This window comes from Cupriavidus sp. FW306-1B-F12B (assembly GCF_058781795.1).
In genome coordinates, this window is record NZ_JBYSXC010000007.1 from 49,035 (window position 1) to 66,330 (window position 17,296).

The 17,296-nt window shown below is 69.0% G+C and carries 15 protein-coding genes, 1 tRNA gene and 1 pseudogene; 8 read left to right on the top strand and 9 right to left on the bottom strand.

The features are described from left to right. The first annotated feature begins 120 nt into the window (after positions 1-120). Both ypfJ and AC3WLE_RS13905 read left to right on the top strand, forming a co-directional pair. Positions 121-990, top strand: coding sequence for a KPN_02809 family neutral zinc metallopeptidase (gene ypfJ / locus AC3WLE_RS13900; protein ID WP_492320045.1), 870 nt, complete (start codon positions 121-123; stop codon positions 988-990). A 412-nt stretch (positions 991-1,402) separates the two neighbouring features. Further along, complete coding sequence (locus tag AC3WLE_RS13905; protein ID WP_492352498.1) at positions 1,403-4,546, top strand: multidrug efflux RND transporter permease subunit; 3,144 nt, start codon at positions 1,403-1,405, stop codon at positions 4,544-4,546. A gap of 158 nt (positions 4,547-4,704) precedes the next feature. Here the strand turns inward: AC3WLE_RS13905 and AC3WLE_RS13910 are convergent, their stop codons facing one another. The 3 genes from AC3WLE_RS13910 to AC3WLE_RS13920 form a co-directional block, all read right to left on the bottom strand. Further along, positions 4,705-5,118 carry a hypothetical protein gene (locus tag AC3WLE_RS13910; RefSeq protein ID WP_010812154.1) on the bottom strand — a complete coding sequence of 138 codons (414 nt, stop codon included), beginning with the start codon at positions 5,116-5,118 and terminating at the stop codon, positions 4,705-4,707. 281 nt (positions 5,119-5,399) lie between these two features. Continuing rightward, complete coding sequence (gene rnk / locus AC3WLE_RS13915) at positions 5,400-5,819, bottom strand: nucleoside diphosphate kinase regulator (RefSeq protein WP_492320047.1); 420 nt, start codon at positions 5,817-5,819, stop codon at positions 5,400-5,402. Between the two features lie 537 nt (positions 5,820-6,356). Next, on the bottom strand, positions 6,357-6,812 hold the full coding sequence (locus AC3WLE_RS13920) for a Cd(II)/Pb(II)-responsive transcriptional regulator (protein ID WP_492357119.1): 456 nt from the start codon (positions 6,810-6,812) through the stop codon (positions 6,357-6,359). A 254-nt stretch (positions 6,813-7,066) separates the two neighbouring features. Here AC3WLE_RS13920 and AC3WLE_RS13925 point away from each other — a divergent pair, with 254 nt between their 5' ends. The 3 genes from AC3WLE_RS13925 (at position 7,067) to AC3WLE_RS13935 (ending at position 9,548) form a co-directional block, all read left to right on the top strand. Beyond that, the gene (locus AC3WLE_RS13925; RefSeq protein WP_492320048.1) at positions 7,067-7,381 is read left to right on the top strand and encodes a hypothetical protein; all 315 of its coding nucleotides are present in this window, start codon (positions 7,067-7,069) and stop codon (positions 7,379-7,381) included. A gap of 114 nt (positions 7,382-7,495) precedes the next feature. Next, positions 7,496-8,374 carry a protease HtpX gene (gene htpX, locus AC3WLE_RS13930; RefSeq protein ID WP_492320049.1) on the top strand — a complete coding sequence of 293 codons (879 nt, stop codon included), beginning with the start codon at positions 7,496-7,498 and terminating at the stop codon, positions 8,372-8,374. 88 nt (positions 8,375-8,462) lie between these two features. Next, positions 8,463-9,548, top strand: a complete 1,086-nt coding sequence (locus AC3WLE_RS13935; RefSeq protein WP_492320050.1) for a GNAT family N-acetyltransferase — start codon at positions 8,463-8,465, stop codon at positions 9,546-9,548. A gap of 18 nt (positions 9,549-9,566) precedes the next feature. On the opposite strand, the gene arfB is transcribed toward AC3WLE_RS13935, so the two are convergent. Genes arfB through AC3WLE_RS13950 form a run of 3 tightly spaced genes read right to left on the bottom strand, consistent with a single transcriptional unit; the run spans position 9,567 to position 10,652 of the window. After that, positions 9,567-9,971 (bottom strand): alternative ribosome rescue aminoacyl-tRNA hydrolase ArfB, encoded by a 405-nt coding sequence (gene arfB, locus AC3WLE_RS13940; protein WP_492320051.1) that lies wholly within the window; start codon positions 9,969-9,971, stop codon positions 9,567-9,569. Positions 9,972-9,999: 28 nt separating this feature from the next. Further along, positions 10,000-10,113 carry a MipA/OmpV family protein gene (locus AC3WLE_RS13945; protein ID WP_492352497.1) on the bottom strand — a complete coding sequence of 38 codons (114 nt, stop codon included), beginning with the start codon at positions 10,111-10,113 and terminating at the stop codon, positions 10,000-10,002. Continuing rightward, complete coding sequence (locus AC3WLE_RS13950) at positions 10,113-10,652, bottom strand: MipA/OmpV family protein (RefSeq protein ID WP_492357118.1); 540 nt, start codon at positions 10,650-10,652, stop codon at positions 10,113-10,115. Before AC3WLE_RS13950 ends, AC3WLE_RS13945 begins: the two co-directional genes overlap by 1 nt. Before the next feature lie 346 nt (positions 10,653-10,998). Here AC3WLE_RS13950 and AC3WLE_RS13955 point away from each other — a divergent pair, with 346 nt between their 5' ends. Continuing rightward, the gene (locus AC3WLE_RS13955; protein WP_492357117.1) at positions 10,999-12,750 is read left to right on the top strand and encodes a diguanylate cyclase; all 1,752 of its coding nucleotides are present in this window, start codon (positions 10,999-11,001) and stop codon (positions 12,748-12,750) included. 61 nt (positions 12,751-12,811) lie between these two features. Here AC3WLE_RS13955 and AC3WLE_RS13960 read toward each other — a convergent pair. Further along, a tRNA-Arg gene (locus AC3WLE_RS13960) sits at positions 12,812-12,887 on the bottom strand. Between the two features lie 461 nt (positions 12,888-13,348). Between AC3WLE_RS13960 and AC3WLE_RS13965 the strand changes: the two genes are divergently transcribed. After that, the gene (locus AC3WLE_RS13965; RefSeq protein WP_492357116.1) at positions 13,349-14,236 is read left to right on the top strand and encodes a c-type cytochrome; all 888 of its coding nucleotides are present in this window, start codon (positions 13,349-13,351) and stop codon (positions 14,234-14,236) included. 73 nt (positions 14,237-14,309) lie between these two features. Here the strand turns inward: AC3WLE_RS13965 and hemN are convergent, their stop codons facing one another. Beyond that, positions 14,310-15,779: an oxygen-independent coproporphyrinogen III oxidase gene (hemN, locus tag AC3WLE_RS13970; RefSeq protein ID WP_492357115.1), complete on the bottom strand. Its 1,470-nt coding sequence runs from the start codon at positions 15,777-15,779 to the stop codon at positions 14,310-14,312. A 189-nt stretch (positions 15,780-15,968) separates the two neighbouring features. Here hemN and AC3WLE_RS13975 point away from each other — a divergent pair, with 189 nt between their 5' ends. Beyond that, complete coding sequence (locus tag AC3WLE_RS13975; protein ID WP_492320103.1) at positions 15,969-17,105, top strand: ABC transporter substrate-binding protein; 1,137 nt, start codon at positions 15,969-15,971, stop codon at positions 17,103-17,105. Here the strand turns inward: AC3WLE_RS13975 and AC3WLE_RS13980 are convergent. Then, positions 17,091-17,261: pseudogene (locus AC3WLE_RS13980) on the bottom strand (ATP-binding protein); the annotation flags it as partial. The gene AC3WLE_RS13975 and the pseudogene AC3WLE_RS13980 overlap by 15 nt on opposite strands. Positions 17,262-17,296 lie beyond the last annotated feature (35 nt).

Here is a 17,296-nt window from a genome sequence, read left to right on the forward strand (position 1 = left end):
GTGGGTGGTGTTTTTTTATTCGGGCCTGGTGTCCGGCACCGAAAACAGCAGCTGACACCGGATTGCTATACTGCTTGCCATCCTCCCACCCCGCAATTCCCCCTCCCCCCGGAGCCCCCCATGCGCCTAGATGACGAAGCCGAAAGCCAGCACGTTGAAGACCGCCGCGGCGGATTCGGCGGTGTCGGCGGCAAGACCATCGGCATCGGCACGGTCATCGTCGCGCTGGCGGCGTCCTATTTCTTCGGCATCGACCCGATGCTGATCATGCAGGGCGCCTCGGTGCTGCAGGGTTCCGGCCCGCAGCAGCAACAGCAGCAGGCGAACCGCCCGCCGGCGACGGATCAGATGACGGTGTTCACGCGCAAGGTGCTGGGCAATACCGAGCGCACCTGGCAACACATCTTTGAAACCCAGCTGAACCGCCGCTATGCGCCCCCCACGCTGGTGCTGTTCTCGGGCGCCACGCCCACGGCGTGCGGCACCGGCCAGTCGGCGATGGGCCCGTTCTACTGCCCCGGCGACCAGAAGGTCTATATCGACCTGGCCTTCTATGACGAGCTGCGCCAGCGCTTCGGCGCCAGCGGCGACTTTGCCCAGGCCTATGTGATCGCGCACGAGATCGGCCACCATGTGCAGAACCTGCTGGGCGTATCGGACAAGGTCGACGGCGCGCGCCGCCGCATGGGCGAGGCGCAGGCCAACCAGCTCTCGGTGCGCATGGAACTGCAGGCCGACTGCCTGGCGGGTGTCTGGGCCGCCACCGCACAGCGCGCCAACCAGCAGCTGCTGGAGCCCGGCGATATCGAAGAAGGCCTGAAGGCCGCCGCCGCGATCGGCGACGACCGGCTGCAGCGCCAGTCGCAGGGCTATGTCGTGCCGGAGGCCTTTACCCACGGCTCCAGCGAGCAGCGCGTGCGCTGGCTGCGCCGCGGCATCGAGTCCGGCGATATCCGCAAATGCGATACCTTCGCCTCGCGCGACCTGTAAGCGCAGGCTCCACCCCCGACGTCGGAAGGCTGCCGGCAATGTGATGTTTGCGTTGCCCGGACTTTGTTCCCTGTCTATAATCGCCGGCAAGGCCGCATTGCGACGGCCAGTCGCCGGCGTCGATCCTCACCGATCCTTCCTGCCGCAGCGCCGGGTTCTCCCCTCAGGACCCCTGCAAGCGCCGCGGTGCACGCCGGCCCCGGTCTGCGGGCCACGCGCCCCCCGACCGACAGGCGACCCGACACGCGGCCAGATCTGCACCATCAGCAACATCGGCCCGGCTTTGCCGCGACTCGACGCCTCTTGCCGCTAAGCCTTACGGCGTCTCCACACCCAAGCCGTTCCGTTCCAACCGCACCGGAGCCACGGCCGATCTTCACTTGCCGTGCGCCCGTGCCAGCCCTGACCTGACATGGCGTCGTTTTTCCTGAAGCGCCCGGCGTTTGCCTGGGTGCTGGCCATCCTGACCGTGGTAGCGGGCCTGGTGGCCCTGAACCGCATCCCCATCGCCCAGTACCCGGCGGTGGCGCCGCCCACGGTGATCATCTATGCCGATTACCCGGGTGCGTCCGCGCGCACGGTGGAGGACCGCGTCACGGCGGTGCTGGAGCAGCAGATGCACGGCATCCCCGGCCTGCTCTACCTGGATTCCAGCAGCGAGGGCGGCACCGCCACGGTGACGCTGGGCTTCCGCCAGGGCACCGACCCGCAGCTGGCGCAGGTCAACGTGCGCAACCGCGTGGCGCAGGCCGAGCCCTTGCTGCCCGAGGCGGTGCGCCGCGGCGGCGTCTATGTCGACCAGGCTAGCAGCAGCGCCTTCATGTACGTGTCGCTGGTGTCCGACAGCGGGCAGCTGGACGAGACCGCGCTGGGCGACTTTGCCGCGGGCTCGATGCTGCCGCTGCTGCGCCGCCTGCCCGGCATCGGCAAGGCCGAGCCATACGGCGCCGAGTACGCGCTGCGGATCTGGTTCGATCCCGACAAGCTGCACGCCTTCAACCTGACCACGGCCGAGGTCGAGGCCGCCATCCGCGCGCGCAACGGCAACGTGACCCCCGGCCAGCTGGGCGCCGCGCCGGCAGTGCCGGGCCAGCCGTTCCAGGCGATCGTGCGCCCGCCCGCGCCGATGAGCGATGCGCAGGCGTTCGGGCGCATCGTGGTGCGCGCGGCCACCGACGGCTCGGCCGTGCTGCTGCGCGACGTGGCGCGGGTGGAGCTGGCCGCCAGCGACTACCGCTACGGCTCCACGCTGAACACGCGCAACGCCGCGTCGATCGGGCTGAAGCTGGCCGACGGCGCCAACGTGCTGCAGACCTCGCGCACCGTGCGCGCCGCGCTCGATGCCGCCAGCAAGGGCTTCCCCGGCGACGTGCGCCATGAGATCTCTTACGACGGCGCCAGCTTCGTGCAGGCGTCGATCTCGCGCGTGGTGCTGACGCTGGTCGAAGCCACGGTGCTGGTGTTCCTGATCCTGTACCTGTTTCTGGGCAACCTGCGCGCCACGCTGATCCCGTGCATCGTGGTGCCGGTATCGCTGCTGGGCACGGTCGCGTGCCTGTATGCGCTGGGGCTGTCGCTGAACGTGATCACGCTGTTCGGCGTGGTGCTGGCGATCGGCATCCTGGTGGACGACGCCATCGTGGTGGTCGAGAACGTCGAGCGCATCATGCGCACCGACGGCGTGGGCGCGATGCAGGCCGCGGCGCGCTCGATGCGCGAGGTCTCGGGCGCGCTGGTGGCGGTGACGCTGGTGTTGTGCGCGGTGTTCGTGCCGATGGCATTCTTCGGCAGCGCGGTGGGCGTGATCTACCGGCACTTCGCGGTGACGCTGGCGGTATCGATCGCGTTCTCGCTGTTCTTTGCGCTGACGCTGGCGCCGGCCATGTGCGCCAGCCTGCTGCGCCACAGCGCGGCGCCGGCGCGCGGGCCGCTGGCCTGGTTCGATGCGCGCTTTGCCGCCTTCACCGGGCGCTATGCCGGCTGGGTGCAGGCGCTGCAACGCAGGCGGCTGCGCTGGCTGGCGGTCTACCTGGCGTTGACGCTGGCATGCGGCTACGCCTTGTGGAAGATGCCCAGCGGCTTCCTGCCGGAAGAGGATACCGGCGAGATCGTGGTCGATGTCGAGCTGCCCGCCGGCAGCACGCAGGCCGACACGCGCCGGCTGGTGGCCGGGCTGGAACAGTGGATGCGTGACCAGCACTACCCGGTGCATTCGAGCTTTGCCGTGCTGGGCTGGTCCAGCGGCGGCAGCGGCGAGCAGCGCGCCAGCCTGTTTATCGGACTGACCGACTGGAAAGCGCGCGGACGCAAGCACACGGCCCAGGCCGTGCTGGCGCGGCTGTCGGCCGGGCTGGAAACCTGGCCGGGCCGCGGCGCGGCGCAGCTGTTTGCGTACAACAGCTCGGCGCTGCCTGAACTGGGCAGCATCGGCGGCCTGGACATGCGCCTGGTGGCGCGCCAGCCGGTGGGGCGCGAGGCGCTTTTCGCCGCGCGCGACAAGCTGCTTGAGCGCGCCAGGCAGGACCCGGTGCTGGGCGAGGTGCGCGCCACCACCGGCCAGCCGGTGCCCGCGCTGGACCTGAAGATCGACTACCGCAAGGCCGAGGCCTTCGGCGTCGATGCCGATACCGTGCACCACACGCTGTCGGCCACGCTGGGCTCGCGCTATATCGATGAAGTCGCGCGCGAGGGCCGCGTGCGGCGCGTGATCCTGCAGGCCGACGCGCCCTTCCGCATGCGGCCGGACCAGCTCGCGCGCGTGCACGTGCGCAACGCACAGGGCGCGATGGTGTCGCTGGCCGCGTTCGCCTCGCTGGAATGGGGGCGCGGCGAGGTGACGCTGGAGCGCTTCGACGGCTTCAGCTCGGTGCGCATCAATGCCGAGGTCGCGCCGGGCCACACCACCGGCGCGGCCATGACGCGGCTGGCCGAACTGGTGCGCGAGCTGGGGCCGGAATACGACGTGCGCTGGACCGGGCGCGCCTTCGAACAGGAGCAGACCGGCACGCAGGCGCCGTGGCTGTTCGCGCTGTCGCTGCTGTTTATCTTCCTGTGCCTGGTGGCGCTGTATGAAAGCTGGACCCTGCCGCTGGCGGTGATCGCGATCGTGCCAACCGGCCTGATGGGCGCGGCCGCGGCGATCTGGCTGCGCGGCATGCCCAACGACGTCTACTTCAAGGTGGGCGTGGTGGTGATCATGGGGCTGGCGGCCAAGAACGCGATCCTGATCGTCGAATATGCCGAGCAGTTGCGGCGCAGCGGTGCGGGCATGGGCGCGGTGGAGGCTGCAACGCGCGCGGCGCGCCAGCGGCTGCGGCCGGTGGTGATGACCTCGCTGGCCTTTGTGCTGGGCGTGGTGCCGCTGGCGATCAGCACCGGCCCGGGCGCGGGTGCGCAACAGGCGGTCGGCACCGGCGTGCTGGGCGGCATGCTGGGTGCGACGGTGCTGGGTACGCTGGCGGTGCCGCTGCTCTATGCCGCGATCGCGCGCAGGTTGCCGCGCGCGCAGCCGGAACCCGGACACGACGCGACCGCCACGCAGCCGCCTTCGGCATGAGGGGCATGCCTGCGCGCTGACGCGGTCACGAGCCGAGGGAAGAGAAAAGCGCCTGCCTGGCGAAGAGAGAAGGAGGAGGAGGTCAGCCGGGCAGGCGGGAGAGAAAACTTGCGGCCACCGCAGTGGCCGCACGAGGTCTTTGGGAAGACCTGCGAGGATCAGACGCGATAGCCGTACAGCGAACCGTCACCCGTGCGGGAATTGTCGAGCGCACGATCGGCAATATCACCGGTGAAGGTGTGCGCACCTTCGCTGAAGGTATCGAACTTGTCCTTCTTCGAGATCTCGCCGCTGAAGCTATGCGAGCCTTCGGTGAAGCTGTCGAACTTGCCGTCGCGGCGCGAGCCTTCCGAGTACGGGTCGAAGCGGCCGGTGCGGGCTCCGTCCGTGTACGTATCGAACTTGCCTTGCTTGGCGCCGTCCGTATACACGTCGTACTTGCCGGCCTTCAGCGCATCGGCATAAACATCAAACTTGCCAACCTTGCTGGCAGCGGGGGCAGCCAACGCCACAGCGGACGCGGCGACCGCCGCGAACACGAGCGCGCCGCCAAGGATACGTCTGGCGATCATTTGGGACTCCTTCAACTGATTTCGTCGTTCTTTCTTTTACGGACCGGGATGAGACTCCGGCCGCTCTGCAATCTATGTTGCGATGCGAGCACGGACTGAAGATTAGTCACAGTCCGCGCAAGCAGAAATACCGCTGCGACGAATGGTGCGTTGCGAGTCGTGAAACGTCTGGCTTGCCGATGAATGGTGTCGATGGATTGCCGGGCACACGCGGCGCGGGACGCGCCTGCGTGGCCCCGGCAGCACGCCTCAGGCCGCTGGGATTTGGCTCGGGATGCGGGTCAAAGCGTGTACTGGCCGCTGGCTTCCGGCTGGAACGCGATCCCGGTGACGCTCACCTGCTGCTCGCGGCCGTCGGGCAGCCGGTAGCTGACGGTCTGGCCGGCGCGCGCGCCCAGCAGCGCCTGGCCCACCGGCGACAGCACCGACAGGCGGCCGGCATCGAAGTCGGCCGCGTCGGGGTACACCAGCGTCCAGTTGCGCGGGGCCTGCTCGCCCGGCAGGTTGCAGACCAGGCGCGTGTTCATGGTGACCACGTCGGTCGGGATCTCTTCGGGCGCGACGATGGTGGCGCGCGCCAGCAGGCTGTCGAGCATGTCCTCAAGCTGCGCCGAGCCGGCGCGGCTGGCGATGCGCTCCAGGCGGGTCACGTCGAGTTCGGTCAGGTACAGGGTGGCGGTATTCGTTTTGGTGGCCGTCATGGCGGGTCCTCCGGCAGTCAGGTGGTTGGCGCGGCCCGGCCAGCATGGCAGGCGGCGGCGGTCAGGTCTTGCAGGTTGGCGTGCCGCGCAGCAGCGCGGACATCAACGGATCGGCGAAAGCCTTGCGGCAATTGCCGGCAACAACGGAAACGCTGGCTCGGGCCCGGTTCGGCCCGGGCCCCGCTTATGGGAGACGAATCAGGCTGGGAACCGGGCGGAATCAGGCGGTGCGCTGATCCGGCGGGGAGAGACCGCGCGCATGGCGCGCTGGGGCAGGATGTTGGCCGTGGCGATCGCGCATGCGTGCGCGCGGCCGGTCCGCATCAGGCGGACAGGCGCATCGGGCATCGGCGTCAGGCGATCAGTCATGGTCATGCAGAAGGTTGGATAAGGGGCAGCGGATGGTCCCCTGAACAGGCGAGCCGCGTAAGTCGTTGCTCACTACATCGCTCACTGGCTGCGCTGCCCCGAACCCGTGCACCGCAGTGGTGCGATCACGGGAACAGCCATCGTAGCACAGCGACGCGCCTGCGCGCGTCACCCGTTGGCAGCAGGCGCGGCCTCGTGCGCGCCCGCATGGCATTCGCAGGCCGCGCCGGCGGCGGCCTGCTGCAGGTTCTGCAGGATGCCGCATTCACTGGCGGGCTGGTGGTGGTGGCAGGTCTCGCGCAGCGCGCGCAACTGCCCTTCCAGCGCCTCCAGCGCCACCCGCTGCGCATGGATCTGCGCGATCTGGCGGTCCAGCAGCGTATTGATGTCGTCGCAGTCCTGCGACGGATTGCGCTCGAACTCGCGCAGCCGCCGCACATCCGACAGGCCCATGCCGAGCGAGCGGCAGTGGCGCACGAAATTCAGCTGGACCAAGTGGCCGTCGTCATAGCGGCGATAGCCGTTGGCCTCGCGCCGGGGCGCGTCGAGCAGCCCTTCGCGCTCGTAGTAGCGGATGGTTTCGACGTCGCAGCCGCTGGTACGGGAGAGTTCGCCAATGCGCATGGTTTGTGATCCTGGGCAGCAAATCCCTGTAACCACTACAGGGTTAGCCCTAGTGTAGGACAGTCTGGCAACGCTTGCACCCAGCATGCTGGCGCACGTTTGCGGCAGGTGGGGAGCCCCACAGGCAATCCGTTGCACATGGTGTGCTATGCCTCACGCGGGGCGCCGGCGCCATCCCGCATCCTGTAGAATTCCTTGAACGTTTACTGACATACTGTCCTCGCGTGCGCTCAATCCGGCTCCTCCTGCTGGTCATGATGCTGGCCTTCCTGCCCCTGCCGGGCTGGACGGCTACGGTCGCGCACGACGTGGCGTCCGCCGCCGATACGCCGGCCGAGCCAACCATCGCCGATGCCGGCAGCCCAGATGCCGCCGCGGGCCAGCCATCACCGTCGTCTGAAACCGCCGAGCCGCAGCTGCAGCCCGGTGCCGATCTCGCCGAGCAGCTCCTGCCGGCGGCTCCATTGCGTCTAGCGGCCTCGTCCGGTCGCGCCGGGCCGCCGCGCTATGCCGGCGCCCCGCTGCCCGACCCGGACCTGCCGCTGCAGCCGCGTCCGCCGCGCGCCTGATGCCCCCGGCGCGGCCTTGCCCGCGCTCGCCCGTTCTTGTGTGCCGTGCCCCACGAGCGGCGCGCGCCTGCGGCTCGTCCGCGTTTTTCCGTCGTACTGCTCCACCACATACTCATGAAACGCGTATTACTTTTCCTGGCGACCAACCTCGCCGTCATGCTCGTCCTCAGCTTCACCGCCAGCGTGCTGGGCGTGAATCGCTACCTGACCGCCAACGGCCTGAACCTGGGCACCCTGCTCGCGTTCGCCGCGCTGATGGGCTTCGGCGGCGCCTTTATCTCGCTGCTGATGTCCAAGACCATCGCCAAGTGGTCCACCGGCGCGCAGGTCATTACCCACCCCAGCACCAGCACCGAGCTGTGGCTGGTGCAGACCGTCGAGAAGCTGGCGCAGCGCTCCGGCCTGCCCATGCCTGAAGTGGCCATCTACGACGGCGAACCCAACGCCTTCGCCACCGGCGCGACCAAGAACAGCTCGTTGGTGGCGGTGTCCACCGGCCTGCTGCAGTCGATGTCGCACGACGAAGTCGAAGCGGTGCTGGCGCACGAGGTGGCGCACGTGGCCAATGGCGACATGGTGACGCTGACGCTGATCCAGGGCGTGGTCAACACGTTCGTGATCTTCCTGGCGCGCGTGGTCGGCTACTTCGTCGACTCGATGTTGCGCAAGAGTGACGAGGAGTCGAGCGGGCCGGGCATCGGCTACATGGTCACGGTGGTCGTCTGCGAAATCGTGTTCGGCATCCTGGCCAGCATCATCGTGGCCTGGTTCTCGCGCCACCGCGAATTCCGCGCCGACGCCGGCGCGGCCGGCCTGATGGGTTCGCCCACGCCGATGGTGTCGGCGCTGCGCCGCCTCGGCGGCCTGGACCCGGACGGCCTGCCGCAGAACATGCAGGCGATGGGCATCGCCGGCGGCAAGTCGTGGCTGGCGCTGTTCTCGAGCCATCCGCCCATTGAGCAGCGCATTGCCGCGCTGCAATCCGCGCGCTGAAGCCCGGGGCAAGCAATGCCCCCGGCGCCGCGGCCTGACACTGGCGCGGCGCCGGCTACCTGACAGGGAGTTTTCGATGCGATCGAGCGTGCTGGAACCGACAAGCCCCGTGTGGCGCGACACGCTGGCGCGATGTCGCCATGATTGCTACCACACGCCTGGCTGGCATACTGCCGCCGAGCGCAGCGACCACGGCAGCGCCGCCGCGGTACTGGTGCGTGACGGCGCCCACGAGTTGCTGGTTCCGCTGGTGCGCCGGCCCATTGCCTGCGGCAGCTGGGATGCCACCTCGGCCTATGGCTACGGCGGCCCGGTGTTGAGCACCGATGTCCCGGCCGGCTTTGCCGAGGAGGCACTGGGCGCGGCGCTCGCGCTGCTGCGCGAGTGCGGCTGCGTGTCGTGGTTTATCCGCCTGCACCCACTGCTCAATGCCGACTGGAACAGCCGCCTCGGGCTGGTGGTGGATCAGGGCGAGACGGTATCCGTCGACCTGACCAAGAGTGCCGAGCAGCTATGGCACGAAACGCAGGCGCGCCACAGGCTGGGCATCAACCGCGCCCGGCGCGCGGGCGTGAGCGCACGCCTGGACCGAGATTTCGCCATGCTGCCGCGCTTTATCGCGCTGTACAACGCGACCATGGCGCGCTTGGGCGCGTTGCCCTACTACTTCTTCGACGCGCAGTACTACCGCACCCTGGTGCGCGCGCTGGGCGACGACCTGCTGCTGTTCGTGGCCGAGGAAGACGGCTGCATGATCGGCGCGGCGCTGTTCACCGTGGCCCGGGGGACGGGCATCATGCAATATCACCTGTCCGCCTGGGACTGGGCGTACCGCCACCTCCAGCCGACCAAGACTGTGATCCATGCCGCGCGCGAATGGGGCCGCACCAACGGCCTGCACTACCTGCACCTGGGCGGCGGGCTGGGTTCGGCCAAAGACTCCCTGTATGAGTTCAAGCGCGGCTTTTCGCACGATACGCATGTGTACCGGACCCAGCGCCTGGTGGTGGACCCCGACCGGTACGTGGCGCTGTCCGGCGGCGACAAAGCCACGCTGGATGACCTGGATGGCTTCTTTCCGGCTTACCGGCGCCCGGGCGCGCGCTTCGAGCCGCCGCAGGCGGATGCCGGCGACAACGTGCCGGCGCTCGCGGCATTCAAGACCGGGACCTGAAGCCGGACTGCTGCGGCGCTAGTCGACCACCCGGCCCCGCAGCACCTTGACCTGACTGCGCTGGCTCTTGGATTCCAGCCGGCGCCGGCGCGAGGCCAGCGTCGGCCGCGTGGGCCGGCGCACGCGCGGCGGCGCGGCCACGCTGCGCACCAGTTCGTGCAGCCGCCGCACCGCTTCGTCGCGGTTCTGGTCGAGGCTGCGGAACTGCTGCGCCTTGATCACCACCACGCCGTCGCGCGTGATGCGGTGGTCGTGCAGCGCCAGCAGGCGTTCCTTGTGGTCAGGCGCGAGCGAGGAGGCATGCACGTCATAGCGCAGGTGCACGGCATTGGACACCTTGTTGATGTTCTGGCCGCCCGCACCCTGCGCCCGGATCGCCGTGATCAGGTATTCGTGATGGGGGATGACGAGGTCGTCGGTCATGGTGGGATCATAGCAAGCGCTGGTGGCACTACCGCCACGCATAGCCGATACCGACCCCGTAAGTGACCTGGTTGCGCGTACCGCGCTGGGTCACGATGGGGCTGTCGGCAGCATCGCTGGTCAGGCGCTGGCCGTAGACCATTACCCCCCGTAGAGCAACGCCAGCCAGCCGGTGAACTGTTCCAGGCCCCCGCCCGGGCTATAGACAGGCAGGCCGCTCGCCGCCGAATCCGATGGGGTGACGCCGAAATAGGTGCAGTTGAAACTGCCGCTGACCCACGCCGCGCCCAGTCCGACCCCCGCATAGACCCGCGGGTGCAGCGGCACCCACAGCGAACCCGTTGCAGCGATATGCATGCCGCCGTAGACGATGCCGGCATTGGTCATCACGTTGACGCCGCCGCCCAAGCGCCAGGGGACGCGGCCCTGGTTCAGGTATTCATAGCCGAGGTAGCCGCCGGCCTCGACCGTGGTGTCGATCTCGTGCAGGCGCGAGACCACCGGATCGTCAACGTCGTTGCGGCCCTTGCCGCCGGCAAACTCTGTGGTGGAGCCGATGCCAAGCCCGGCCATATTGGGGAGCGAGCCCGGCAGGCTCAGCGGTGCGGCGGGCACGGAGCTTGGCGCGCCGGCGAGCAACAGTGCCGCCAGCGCGCTGCGCGGCTTTGTCGAAATTGCCATGGTGGTTTCCGGGAGCGCGGCACACGGCCCGCCGCGCGAGATTGCGTGAATCGAGTGAATCTATCAGCACTGGCGCGCCACACAGCGAGGTGCGTGCAGAAAGTTTTCAGCGCGCGATTTAAGCCGCGCCGCTGTGCTGCCCCGGTGACGTAAATTGCATCCGTGACGGTACTTGCCAGGGCTAGATTATTCCGAACTAAGCAATGGGTAGTCGCCCCGCTTTGTCTTTTGTTTCGGGCGGCGCATGATAAGCCCAGCTTCGCTGATTGCCCTCGCTGTGCGGCACTATCCGTGATTTACGATGCGCAGTGTCCGCGTGCCCGCCGAAGCCTATTGGAACTTCACCATGCGCCCCCGCCTTGCCACTCTGCTCGACCGCCTCTGGGAACAAGCCGTGCGCACGCCGCAGCGCTTTGTGGTGCTGTCGTTTGCAGTTGCCTCGATGTTGCTGGTGATGCTCTCCGTCCATGGCCTCGGGCTGCTGCGCGATCACGAGATCCGGTCGCTGCAGCAGGGCCAGCAACTGCAGGTCGCCGGTATCAGTTCGGTGCTGAATGTCGAAGCCGAGCGGCTGATGAGCGTGCGCAGTTTTGCGCAGCACCTGATCCGCCTGCAGACGGGCCCGCACGCGATCGAGCCTGACCCGCCGCTGAAGGCGGCCTATGAGCACCGTAACGACGACGTCTGGGAACTCCCCGCACCGGAAGGCGATGCGGTCTTGCTCGGCGTCAGCCCCGCCCTGCTGGCGGGCCTGGAAGGCTTCTCCCGCCGCGACGGCGACCTGCTGGCGGGCCTGTACGTGGCCCGTGGCCTCAGCCAGCTCATCAGCGCCGAGCCGGTCAACCCGCTGGTGGCGCGCAAGCTGACGTACGTTTCGAACAATGGCTTCTTCGTCGCCTATCCGCCGGTGCCGCCCGCTGACGCCGCCGCCACGCTGCGGCGCGTCGCCGCCACCGGCTATATCCGCGAGCACCTGCCCGAGGCCAATCCCGACCAGGGCATGCGCTGGAACTTCGGCCCCGTGGCCGACGGCAGCGACGATATGTACTTGTCGCTGAGCGTGCCGGTCTACCTGGACCACCAGTTCCGTGGTGTGGCCATCACCGAGATCTCACAGCACAGCATGGACGCGTACCTGACCCGGACCACACCCGAAGGAGTACAGCGCTTTCTGGTCGATATCGACGGCAACCTGGTCGGTGCCAGCACCCGCGACGTCAGGCGCGGCGAGAAGCTGTCCGCCATCCTGCCTGCCTCCTGGCACGAAGCCACGGCGCGGGAAATGTTCCGGCGCGGTTCGGGCACGCTGCGCGCCGCCGACGGCAGCCGCATCATGTTCCAGCGCATCGGCAGCAGCACCCTGGCGCTGGTCGACTACTTCTCGGCCACCGACCTGCTGCTGCGCACGGCGTCGCACCTGAGCGCCGTGCTGGCCGCCAGCGCGCTGGCGCTGGCGTTGCTGATGTGGGTCACCTTGCAGGGCATCGGCAAGCTGTTCTCGCACTACCAGGCGCGCGGCGAGGCGCTGCGCGAGCTGGCCGAGACCGACGCGCTGACCGGCCTGACCAACCGCCGCGAGTTCGAGGCGCGCTTCGGCATCGAGTACGAGCACTGCCTGCGCGACAAGACGCCGATGTCGATGCTGATGATCGATATCGACCGCTTCAAGCGCATCAACGACAACTGGGGCCACGCCAGCGGCGACCGCGTGCTGCGGAAGCTGGCCGACGTGGTGCGCGCGACCGTGCGCGCCATCGACGTGCCGGCACGCGTCGGCGGCGAGGAATTCGCGCTGCTGCTGCCGCGCACATCGCTGGACGAAGCCACGCAAACCGCCGAGCGCCTGCGCAAGATCCTGGGCCAGACCGTGTGCGAGCCGGCCGCCGATGCCACTGCCAAGGGCAATATCCAGTTCACGGTATCGATCGGCGTGTCCGACATGGGAGTGGACGGCACCGACAACCTCGACACCATGCTGCAGGTGGCGGACCGCCGGCTGTACGCGGCCAAGGCGGCCGGCCGCAACCGGGTGGTCAGCGACGATCGCGTGCCGGAGCCTGCGCCGGGAATCGTCCCGGCTCCCGCCGGCACGAACTGACGGCCGGCGCATGCGCTTGCTTCAGGGCCAGCATCATGGCACGACATATCGGGAGGAAATTTGGCGCGCCCGGCTGGGATCGAACCAGCAACCCCTGCCTTCGGAGGGCAGTACTCTATCCATTGAGCTACGGGCGCACAGGACGGTTTTGCAACCGGTTTGTGGGTACAGCGGTTGCGGCGGGCGAGTGCCGCCGCAGGAAAGTCGCATAGGATACCGCGTTTGCCCCGTGCCGTCCATGCGGGCCCGCCAGGGGCTTCAGGGAACGTCTCGCAACCGCCGCTTTTTGGCACTGGCGGGGGGCCTTTGGCGCTATAATCGCCAGCTATTTGCGTCAAATCGTGCCCGCCACACCGCCGATGCAATGAGTCGACCGGGGTCAAGGCCGCGCGGCTTGTTGTCGGCGACAATCAGGCCCGGTCCGGGAGACAGTCCGCAGCGCGCAAATAGCAACAGACCCAAGTCAGGCAAGGGCCGCAGCCAGCACGGGCGGCCCGGATGGGGCCGGACAGCGGTCAGCGAGTGACCAAGACCGGGCCAGAATAAGCAAGCCGAGCGTAAGCGGCCAGAAGGTTTCCTGCAAAACTGAGAGTTCTGTATGAGCGACGTCCACAACGAACACGACGAACACGAGTCTCCCATCAAAACCCCGAAGCAGCTGATCGCAGTTGTGATCGCGGCTTTCCTGGTGCCGATCATCGTGATCATTCTGCTGGTCAACTTTGTCGGACACGGCTCGACTGAAAGCGCCGGCGCCGCCACCACGGCGGAAGCCGTCAACGACCGCATCAAGCCGGTCGCCTCGCTCGAAATCAAGGATCCCAATGCGCCGCGCGTCTTCAAGACGGGCGAGCAGGTCTACAAGGAAATCTGCGCCGCGTGCCACGCCACCGGCGCAGCGGGTGCACCCAAGTACGCCAACGCTGGCGACTGGACCGCGCGCATCGGCCAGGGCTTTGACGGCCTGATGAAGTCGGTGATAAACGGCAAGGGCGCGATGGCCGCGCGCGCCGGCACCACGCCGGACGACTACGCCGACTACGAACTGGCCCGTGCCGTGGTCTACATGGCCGACGCCGGCGGCGCCAAGTTCCCGGAACCGGCTGCCCCGGCTGCCGCCGCGCTGGCGACCGCCGCAGCCCCTGATGCCGCCGCCGGTCCGGCCGCCGCTGCCGCGCCTGCACCGGCCGCTGCAGCGGCCCCGGCAGCCGCTGCCGCCGCACCTGCTGCTGCGCCGGCCGCCTCGGCCGACGTGGGCAAGAAGGTCTACGAGCAGGTCTGCGCCGCCTGCCACGCCGCCGGCGTGGCAGGTGCGCCCAAGTTCGGCGACAAGGCCGCCTGGGCGCCGCGCCTGAAGGAAGGCATGGACGCGGTCCACAACTTTGCGCTCAAGGGCAAGGGCGTGATGCCGCCCAAGGGTGGCTACGCCGGCCCGGACGCGGACGTGATCGCCGCTTCGGACTACATGGCCAACGCCGCCAAGTAAGTCCGCCTGCTGCAAACGAAAAGCCCGCGCATATTGCGCGGGCTTTTTTTCGTCCGTACCGCCTGCGCGGCCGCTACACCACGCGCGAGTACCGCGCCCGCGGCACGAAGCGCACCGGCTGCGCGCCATCGTTGGCGGCAACGGCCTGGGCACCGGTGTCCGCGGGCCGCGCGGCGTCCTCGCGCAGGTAGTGGTCGAACACCATCGCCACGCGCCGCACCAGCAACCGGCCCAGCGGCGTCACGGTGATGCGTTCCGGCGCGCATTGCACCAGCCCGTCAGCGCCCAGTGCAGCAAGGTCGGCCAGTTCCGGCGCAAAGGCCGTGCCGAAGCGGATGCCGTGGCGCGCTTCCAGCGCCGGGATATCGAGCACCCCATTGCACATCAGGTCGCCGATGATCTCGCGCCGCAGGTGGTCGTCGACGCTCATCGCCACGCCGCGCGCCAGCGGCAGGCGGCCGTGGTCGAGCGCGCCGTAGTACTCGTCCAGCGTGCGCGCATTTTGCACGTAGCGCCCCGCGATCGCGCCGATCGCGGAAATGCCGAGCCCGACCTGGTCGTAGCCGGCGTGCGTTGAGTAACCCTGGAAGTTGCGCTGCAGCCGCCCTTCGCGCTGGGCCACGGCGAGGTCGTCGTCGGGCAGCGCGAAATGGTCCATGCCGATATAAACGTAGCCCTCGGCGGTCAGCCGCTCGATGGTGGAGACCAGGATGTCGAGCTTCTCGCCGGCGGGCGGCAAGGCGTTTTCGTCGATGCGGCGTTGCGGCTTGAACACATGCGGCAGGTGCGCGTAGCTATAGACCGAGAGCCGGTCGGGACGCAGCGCCAGCACCTGCTCGATGGTGCGGCCAAAGCGCGCCGCGGTCTGGTGCGGCAGGCCGTAGATCAGGTCCAGGCTGACCGAGCGGAAACCCAGCGTGCGTGCGGCATCCACCACGGCGCGGGTCTCTTCGAACGGCTGGATGCGATGGATGGCCTGCTGGACCTCGGGATCGAAATCCTGCACGCCCAGGCTGACGCGGTTGAAGCCCAGCTCGGCCAGCAGCGCAATGCGGGCGTGGTCGACGCGGCGCGGATCGATCTCGATCGAATGCTCGCCCTCGGCCGCCAGCTCGAAATGCTCATGCAGCAGCGCCATCACGCGGCGCATCTCGCCGGGGTCGAGGAAGGTCGGCGTGCCCCCGCCCCAGTGCGACTGCAGCACCTGGCGGCGCGGCCCGAGCCGGTCTGCCACCAGCGCCATCTCGCGGCCCAGGTAGTTGACGTAGCGGGCGCTGCGGCCATGGTCGCGCGTGATGATCTTGTTGCAGCCGCAGTAGTAGCAGATGTTCTCGCAGAACGGGATATGCAGGTACAGCGACAGCGGCGCCGGCGCGTCGGCGCGGCAGGCGGCGAGTGCGTCGTGGTACAGCGACAGGTCGGGCCCGTTGCGGAAGCGGTCGGCCGTCGGGTACGAGGTATAGCGCGGGCCGTTGCCGTCGATGCGGCCGGCCAGCGCGCGGAAGTCGGACAGTGCGCGGCGGTCGGGCGCAGGGAAAGTCATGGCAGACGGGATCATGGGGGCGCGGGGGTATGGGTGTATGACGGCCCATCGTAGGGCCGCACCGCCGCTGGCGCGTTGACCGCCGTCAAGCGCGGGCATTGGACCTGCGGGCGGCGGGCGTCACATTGGTGTCATGTGTGGCGGATACGCTGCGCGCCACCGCCGGCCCGCGCGTCACCTGCCCCTGCAATGCCAACTCCCGACCAGACATCAACGCATCCGCCGTACCCACCGCTGCGCAGCCACCTGGCAGCACCGGCCCGGCACCGGCGCCGCCTGCTTGCCGCCGCCGGCGCGGCCCTGGCCCTGCCCGCCTGGCCAGCTCTGTCGCAGACGCAGGCGCGCCGCACGGTCGTGGTCGGCCACCTGCTCGACCGCGGCGGCGCGCAAGCCGACCTTGCGCGCGACTACCTGGCCGGGGCCAAGGTCATGTTCGATGCTGTCAACGCCGGCAACGGCCCGGTGCGCATCGCGCACGTGGTCCGTGACGCCGATCCCGACCCGCGCCGCGCGCTGGCGCAGGCGGTGTCGCTGGCCGATACCGAACGCGCCGAGCTGCTGTTCGGCCCGGGCGACCGGCTGTTGCCGGCGCTGGCGGCATCGGCCGAGCTGGGCCGGCGCGGCGTGCAGATCGTGGCGCCGCTGTCGGGGCTTGCGCTGGCGGCCGACAACGTCTGGTTCACCCGTGCCGACTACCAGGCCGAACTGGACGCGGCGGTACGCCAGCTGCGCAGCTACGGCCTGACCAGCATCGCGCTGGCCCTGGCGCCGGACTTCGCCGCCCCGTCGCTGGCCCGGCTGGAGGCGCAGACCGGGACGCGCGCAGTGCCGCTCGACGCCAATCCCGAGGCCGCCGCCCGGCGCATCGCCGCCACTCGCCCGGGCGCGGTGATCGTGGCGGGCGATACCCTTGCCTACGCCGGGCTGGGCCGCGCGCTGGCGGTGCAGGGCTGGTACGGTTTCCTGGTCGGGCTGTCGTCGGTCAGCGCCACCGCCGCGCGCGAGATCCTGGGCGCTGGCTACAACGGCGGCATGGTGCTGACCCAGGTCGCGCCCGGGCCGCAACAGGCAACGCTGCGGGTGGTGAAGGAACACGTGGCGCGCATGAAGCAATACCTGGATGAGCCGCCGTCGCCGGCCACGCTGGCTGGCTATATCGGCGCGGCATGGCTGGCGCGCGCGCTGGCCGGCCTGCGCGGCAGCGGCGCGGCCGAGATGCGGCGGGCACTGCAGGGGCGCGTGGACGTGGGCGATTTCCCGCTCGACTTCACGCACGGGCAGCGCGGCTCGCAGTACGTCACGCTGGCGGCGTCAGCCGCGCGGTAGGGACAGGCGCGCGCGCAGGCCGCCTTCGGGGCGGTTGCTCAGGGTCAGCTCGCCGCCATGGCGCGCGGCAATGTCGACCGCGATCGACAACCCCATGCCGACCCCGCCGGTGGCGCGGCTGCGCGAGGATTCGACGCGGTCGAACGGCGCGAGCAGCACAGCCGCCATACTAGGCATGCCTGCACCCCGCG